7 protein-coding genes, 1 pseudogene and 1 riboswitch are annotated in these 6,025 nt (G+C 71.8%); of the genes and pseudogenes, 7 read left to right on the top strand and 1 reads right to left on the bottom strand.

What is annotated here, in order from left to right; translation table 11 throughout:
* The 7 genes from ACPYOG_RS18315 to ACPYOG_RS18285 all read left to right on the top strand — a co-directional run.
* Positions 1 to 1,045: Y-family DNA polymerase (locus ACPYOG_RS18315; protein WP_481295578.1), on the top strand; the 1,045-nt coding region annotated here is incomplete at its 5' end.
* Positions 1,046 to 1,097: 52 nt separating this feature from the next.
* Positions 1,098 to 1,430: a spore germination protein GerW family protein gene (locus ACPYOG_RS18310; protein ID WP_090040138.1), complete on the top strand. Its 333-nt coding sequence runs from the start codon at positions 1,098 to 1,100 to the stop codon at positions 1,428 to 1,430.
* A 99-nt stretch (positions 1,431 to 1,529) separates the two neighbouring features.
* Positions 1,530 to 1,640, top strand: a riboswitch (TPP riboswitch).
* 34 nt (positions 1,641 to 1,674) lie between these two features.
* Positions 1,675 to 2,298 carry an ECF transporter S component gene (locus ACPYOG_RS18305; RefSeq protein ID WP_090040132.1) on the top strand — a complete coding sequence of 208 codons (624 nt, stop codon included), beginning with the start codon at positions 1,675 to 1,677 and terminating at the stop codon, positions 2,296 to 2,298.
* A 5-nt stretch (positions 2,299 to 2,303) separates the two neighbouring features.
* Complete coding sequence (locus ACPYOG_RS18300; RefSeq protein ID WP_481295577.1) at positions 2,304 to 3,815, top strand: ABC transporter ATP-binding protein; 1,512 nt, start codon at positions 2,304 to 2,306, stop codon at positions 3,813 to 3,815.
* The gene (locus ACPYOG_RS18295) at positions 3,812 to 4,591 is read left to right on the top strand and encodes an energy-coupling factor transporter transmembrane component T family protein (protein WP_481295576.1); all 780 of its coding nucleotides are present in this window, start codon (positions 3,812 to 3,814) and stop codon (positions 4,589 to 4,591) included. Before ACPYOG_RS18300 ends, ACPYOG_RS18295 begins: the two co-directional genes overlap by 4 nt.
* A complete protein-coding gene (locus ACPYOG_RS18290) occupies positions 4,575 to 5,237 on the top strand; it encodes a nucleoside/nucleotide kinase family protein (protein ID WP_481295575.1) in 663 nt (220 codons plus the stop codon). The genes ACPYOG_RS18295 and ACPYOG_RS18290 overlap by 17 nt, the downstream gene beginning before the upstream one ends.
* Positions 5,234 to 5,512 carry a hypothetical protein gene (locus ACPYOG_RS18285; protein ID WP_481295574.1) on the top strand — a complete coding sequence of 93 codons (279 nt, stop codon included), beginning with the start codon at positions 5,234 to 5,236 and terminating at the stop codon, positions 5,510 to 5,512. The genes ACPYOG_RS18290 and ACPYOG_RS18285 overlap by 4 nt, the downstream gene beginning before the upstream one ends.
* A gap of 52 nt (positions 5,513 to 5,564) precedes the next feature.
* On the opposite strand, the pseudogene ACPYOG_RS18280 reads toward ACPYOG_RS18285, so the two are convergent.
* A pseudogene (locus ACPYOG_RS18280) lies at positions 5,565 to 6,001 on the bottom strand (RNA 2'-phosphotransferase).
* Between the last annotated feature and the right edge of the window lie 24 nt (positions 6,002 to 6,025).

Genomic DNA, 6,025 nt, shown 5'->3' with positions numbered 1-6,025 from the left:
GTCGCAGGCTCTGCGCCTGTGCCCGAACGCGATCATTCTGACCCCGCACTACGAGCGCTACACCCAGTACTCGGCCGCTGTGATGGACATCTTCCACGAGGTGACGCCCCTGGTCGAGCCGCTCAGCATCGACGAGGCGTTCCTGGATGTGTCCGGCGCCCGGCGTCTGCTGGGGTCGCCGCGGCGCATCGCCGAACTGATCCGGTCCCGCGTCTTCGAGGAGACCGGCCTCACCTGCTCGGTCGGCGTCGCCGCGACGAAGTTCATGGCGAAGCTCGCGTCGGGCCGTGCGAAGCCCGACGGGCTCCTGGTCATCCCGCGCGCCGAGACGCTCGCGTTCCTGCGTCCCCTCCCGGTCGGTGCGCTCTGGGGCGTCGGCGCCAGCACCCAGGCGTCGCTCGAGCGGATGGGGCTGCTCACGGTCGCCGATCTCGCGGACGCCCCGTTGCACGTGCTGCAGAAGGCGGTCGGGGATGCCGGCGGGCGGCGGCTGCACGACCTGGCGAACGGGAGGGATGCGCGCCGCATCGTCACGGAGTCGCGCGAGAAGAGCATCGGGCACGAGAACACCTTCGGCGTCGACGTCGGAAACCTGGACACCCTCCGCCGCGAATTCCTCCGGCTCTCCGGGCGGGTCGGCGAGCGGCTGCGGGAACACGAACTGGTGGCGCGCACTGTCGCGATCAAGGTCCGCTTCTCGGACTTCCGCACGATCACCCGCTCCCGCACTCTGGCCGAGCCGACCAACGTGGGCCGGCGTCTCTTCGAGGAGGCCTGGGACGTCTTCGGCGCGCTCGGCCTGGATGTCCGGCAGACCCCGCTCCGCTTGATCGGGGTGCGTGCCGAGCAGTTGCTCGACGCCGGCGGAGACGCGCTCGCGCTGTGGGATCCCGACGAGGAGTGGCGCGAGGCGGAGCGGACCCTGGATGCGGTGAGCGCCCGGTTCGGGCGCGGCGCGATCGGACCGGCCTCCCTCGTCCGCCGGTCGAGGGACGCCGACGAGGAGGAGCAGGACGGACGCAACCCGAAGTACGTGAGCGATTGAGCCGGCATCCGGTGCCTGGTCAGGCCGGAGGGCGCGCGCTACGGTGGCTTCCATGACGAACATCACCCTCAAGCTCGCGGAGACCATCAGCGGCTCCGGTATCAAGTCGGTCTACGGCGAACCGATCGTCCTGGATGGCACGACCATCGTCCCGGTCGCCGCCGTGCAGTTCGGTTTCGGCGGCGGAGGTATGGGCGAGGGCGGCGAGGACAACCCGGGCGGCGGTGGCGGCGGCGGGATGGCCGTCCCGTTCGGCGCCTACATATCCGACGAGCTGGGCGTCCGCTTCCGCCCCAACCTGATCACCCTGCTGGCGGTCGGCATCCCCTTCTTCTGGGTGGCCGGTCACGCCTGGGCCCGCGTCATCCGCGCGCTCAAGAAGTAGTCCCCGAGCGCTTCGAGAACAGTCGGCCGAGCGTGAGGCGACTGCTCTCGCCTGCGCGCCCCGACCGGACGAATGGATGCGCGGCGCGAGGGATACACTGGGTGCGAACACGGGAGTCCGGTGAGCCGGGCTGAGAGGAGACTTCTCCAAGTCTCGACCGTCGAACCTGATCTGGGTCATGCCAGCGCAGGGAGGACCTTCTCACATCCCGTGCCCTGTTTCGCTGAATGAAAGGGCACGTACAGTGCACGCAACCATCTCCTCCACCGGCCTTTCGTCGCGCGTCCTGCGCTGGCGGGTCGTCGACATCGTCGTCGCGAGCGTCGTCGCCGTCGCATCCGGAGTCGTCTTCTGGGTCTGGGACATCGTCTCCAACCCCATCTCGGGCCCGGTCGGGACGGTCCTGCCCGGTTTCCAGGGCATCATCAACGGCCCGTGGCTGTTCGCGGGCGTCCTCGTCGCTCTCATCGTCCGCAAGCCGGGCGCCGCGCTGTTCGGCGAGCTGGTCGCCGCGGTCGTCTCGGCCCTGATCGGCACGCAGTGGGGTGTCGCCACTCTGCTCTCCGGCGTGGTGCAGGGCCTCGGCGCGGAGATCGTCTTCGCCCTGTTCCTCTACGCGAACTGGCGGCTCGTCCCCGCCCTGCTGGCGGGTGCAGGCGCAGGCGTCGCCGAGTCCATCCTCGACCTTCTGTACTGGTACCCCGGATCGAAGGCGGAGTTCATCGTCGTCTACGCGATCACGACGACGATCTCGGGCCTGATCGTGGCCGGCCTCGGCTCCTGGCTGCTGGTGCGCGCCCTGGCGCGGACCGGGGCATTGAGCCGCTTCGCCGCGGGCCGCGAGGCGCGGGGGACCGCGCAGGCCTGACGACGGTGAGCACGGGAGAGGGCGCCCCGGCGGCGGTTCGCGTCGCCGACTGGGGCTGGCGGTACGAGGGACGAAGCGCGTGGGCGGTTCGCGGCGTCGACCTGTGCATCGAGCCGGGGCAGCGGGTGCTGCTCCTCGGCGCATCCGGCGCCGGCAAGAGCACGCTGCTCGCCGGCCTCGCGGGCGTGCTCGGCGGCGACGACGACGGCGAGTCCGCTGGGTCGCTGACCGTGGCCGGGCGCCCGCCCGCTCAGTCGCGGGGGACGGCCGGACTGCTGCTGCAGGACCCGGACGCCCAGGTCATCCTCGCCCGGGTGGGCGATGACGTCGCCTTCGCCGGCGAGAACCTCGGTGTGCCGCGCGACGAGTTGTGGATGCGCGTCCGGCGGTCTCTCGCAGAGGTCGGCCTCGATGTGCCCCTCGATCACCCCACGGCTCAGCTCTCCGGCGGCCAGAAGCAGCGCCTGGCGCTGGCGGGCCTGCTTGCCATGCGTCCCGGCCTGCTGCTGCTGGACGAGCCCACGGCGAATCTCGACCCCGAGGGCGTGCTCGAAGTGCGGGATGCGGTGCTCGCCGCACTCGAGACGACCGGCGCCACGCTCGTGGTTGTGGAGCACCGCGTCGCCGTGTGGCAGGACCTGGTCACCCGCGTCGTCGTGCTGGGAGCGGACGGCGGCGTGCTCGCCGACGGCGCGCCGGACGCCGTGCTCGCCGATGCCGACGGCGAGCTCGGGCGGGCCGGCGTCTGGCTGCCGGGCACGCCCGTCCCCGAGGCACCCGTCGTTCCCGAAGGGATGCCGCTGCTGACCGCTCGCTCGCTCGCGTTCGGTCGTGCGGCGATGACACGCCCACGTCGCCGTCGCCGTGCGCGGGCGGGCGCGGCCGCGGCCGTGCCGGTCGGGCATCCCGTCGATCTCGAGGTGCGTGCGGGCTCCGCGTTCGCCCTCACCGGCCGGAACGGCTCCGGCAAGTCGACCCTCGCCCTCACCCTCGGCGGCCTGCTCCCCGGTCTCGGCGGCGAGCTGATCGCGGAGCCCCTCCTGGCCGACGGCGCCTCCTCGGATCCCGCATCCTGGCGCTCGCGCGAGCTGCTCACGCGCATCGGGAGCGTCTTCCAGAATCCGGAGCACCAGTTCATCGCAGGCACGGTCCGCGACGAGCTCGCCGCCGGCCCGCGCGCGCTCCACCTGCCGACGACTGAGGTCGACGAACGGGTGGATGAACTGCTCGACCGCCTCGCGCTGACCGATGCCGCCGCCGCGAACCCCTTCACGCTCTCCGGCGGTCAGAAGCGCCGGCTCTCGGTTGCGACGGCCCTCGCGACGCGACCCCGCCTCCTGGTGCTGGATGAGCCGACTTTCGGGCAGGATGCGCGCACCTGGCAGGAGCTGGTGCGGATGATCGCCTCCCTCCGCCACGAGGGTCACGCCATCGTCGCCGCCACCCACGACGCGGAGTTCGTGCGCGCCGTGGGTGCCGCATCCCTTCGGCTGGATGTTGCGGAGGTGACCGCATGACGCTCGTGCAGCCGCTGCGCACCGGCCCGCTGGCGACCCTGAACCCGGTCGCCAAGCTCGGCGCCTCCGTGATCGTCACCGTCGCGCTGCTACTCTCCATCGACCCGGTCTCGGCGGGCGTCGCGCTGATCCTCGAACTGGTGCTGCTGGCTTTCGCGGGCATCCCGGTGCGCACCGTCCTGGCGCGCACCGCCCCGGTCTGGATCGCCGCCCCGCTCGCCGGGTTGACCACGGTCCTCTACGGCCAGGTCTCCGGCACCGTCTATGTGCAGTGGTGGGCGGTGGAGATCAGCCAGGGCTCGATCGGCCTCGGCGCCGCGACCGCCCTGCGCGTGCTGGCGATCGGCCTGCCCGCGGTGCTCCTCTTCGTGACCATCGACCCGACCGACCTCGCTGACGGCCTGGCGCAGCTGCTCCGGCTGCCCGCCCGGTTCGTGATCGGCGGCCTCGCCGGTCTCCGGCTGGTCGGGCTGTTCGCCGAGGACTGGCGGGCGCTCACCCTCGCCCGCCGGGCGCGTGGGGTCGCCGAATCCGGTGCGATCCGCCGGTTCCTCGGCCAGTCGTTCGCCCTCTTCGTGCTGTCGCTGCGGCGGGGCACCAAGCTCGCGACCGCGATGGAGGCGCGCGGCTTCGGCGCGCCCGGACAGCGGACCTGGGCGAGGCCCTCCGTCTTCCGCGCGCGCGACTGGGCGGCCCTGGGCGTCGCGCTGGCGGTCGCCGCGGCGGCGGTCACCGCGGCCGTGGCCGCCGGGAGCTGGAATGCCCCGCTCGGCTGAGTCGGCGGCGCAGGCGCCCGCCGAGGCGCCGGCCGACCTCGCCGCGCTTTTCGTCGCCGTGACCCAGGCCGTGGATGCCGCCACGGCAGGCGGACGCACTCCCGTCATCCTCATCGACGGTCCGAGCGGTGCGGGCAAGAGCTCGCTCGCCGATCTCCTGCTCGCCGCCTGGCCCGCGAAGGGCCACCCGCGGCTGGTCCGGATGGACGACCTCTACCCCGGCTGGGACGGCCTCGACGCGGCGAGCACCGCGGTCGGCGACGACCTGCTCGAACCGCTCCGCGCCTCCCGAGCCGGATCCTGGCAGCGCTGGGACTGGGCGGCGGACCGTCCCGCCGGGCGTGAGACCGTCACCGGCCCCGAGCCGCTGATCGTGGAGGGGTGCGGCACGCTGTCCGTTCGCAATGCGGCCCTCGCAGACTTGACCGTCTGGCTGCGGGCCGACGACGCGCTCCGCAAGCAGCGCGCCTTGGCGCGCGACGGCGACACCTTCGCCACCCACTGGGACACCTGGCAGGCGGAGTTCGACCGCTTCGTGGCGCGCGAGCATCCACTCGACCACGCCGCGCTGATCCTCGACGTGTCGGCCCTCGATCTGAGCGCCGGGGTCCGCGACCGTCGATCCGGGACTATGGTGGACACATGACCGAGGCACGCCAGGACCCCGAATACATCGTCGAGTACGTGGACGGACCGCTCGCCGGCCAGACCGACCGCCGTTTCCTCATCGACGGCAAAGTGGATGAGCGCATCGGCGTGATCGCCGCGGTCGAGGGCCTCGAGTCCACCTTCTGGTACGTCGCCGGCGAGGAGCGCGAGGTGGACGGTCAGCGCCTGGTCGCGTACCACTTCGACCAGCCGGACTCCGACCCGGTCGAGTCCGACCAGGAGGACGAGTCGATCTTCGGCTACGGCGCCTGACCCCTCCCGCACTACCAGCTAGTGCGCCGAGCCGATGAGAAACCTGTTCGGCCTATCGGCGGACGAACGTCGCCGGCACCTCGTCGACCAGCCACACGCCGTTGGCCGAGCGGAAGAACTCCAGGCCCGCTTCCGCCATCGCGCCGGCGCACACGGTCAGGACGACTGGTCGTCCGTGACGTGCGCCGACCTTCCTGGCGGTTTCCACGTCGGGGACAAGTGCACCTGGCGTCGTAGCCCGGGGTTGATTCCCGTGGTCAGGATCGAATCGACCGACGACTCTGCCGTGCCGTGGAACAGCAGGTCCGGCGGAAGTGCAGGTTCGAGTCCGAGGTCCACGTCGATCGAGTGACCTTGGTTCGCCCTGATGCGATGGTTCGTGATCGCGAAGCGTTGCTTGTCGCTCTGCTCTACGATGTCGTGGAGTTCTTCGCGGCTGACGGTCATACCGTGGCGCGCGAACGCCTCGAGGAGGACGTCGATGTCCACCCATCCGCCGCCATCGAGCTGGAC

It is taken from the genome of Leifsonia sp. HAY1-4F (genome assembly GCF_056755275.1).
This window is presented reverse-complemented; position numbering and strand designations above follow the sequence as displayed.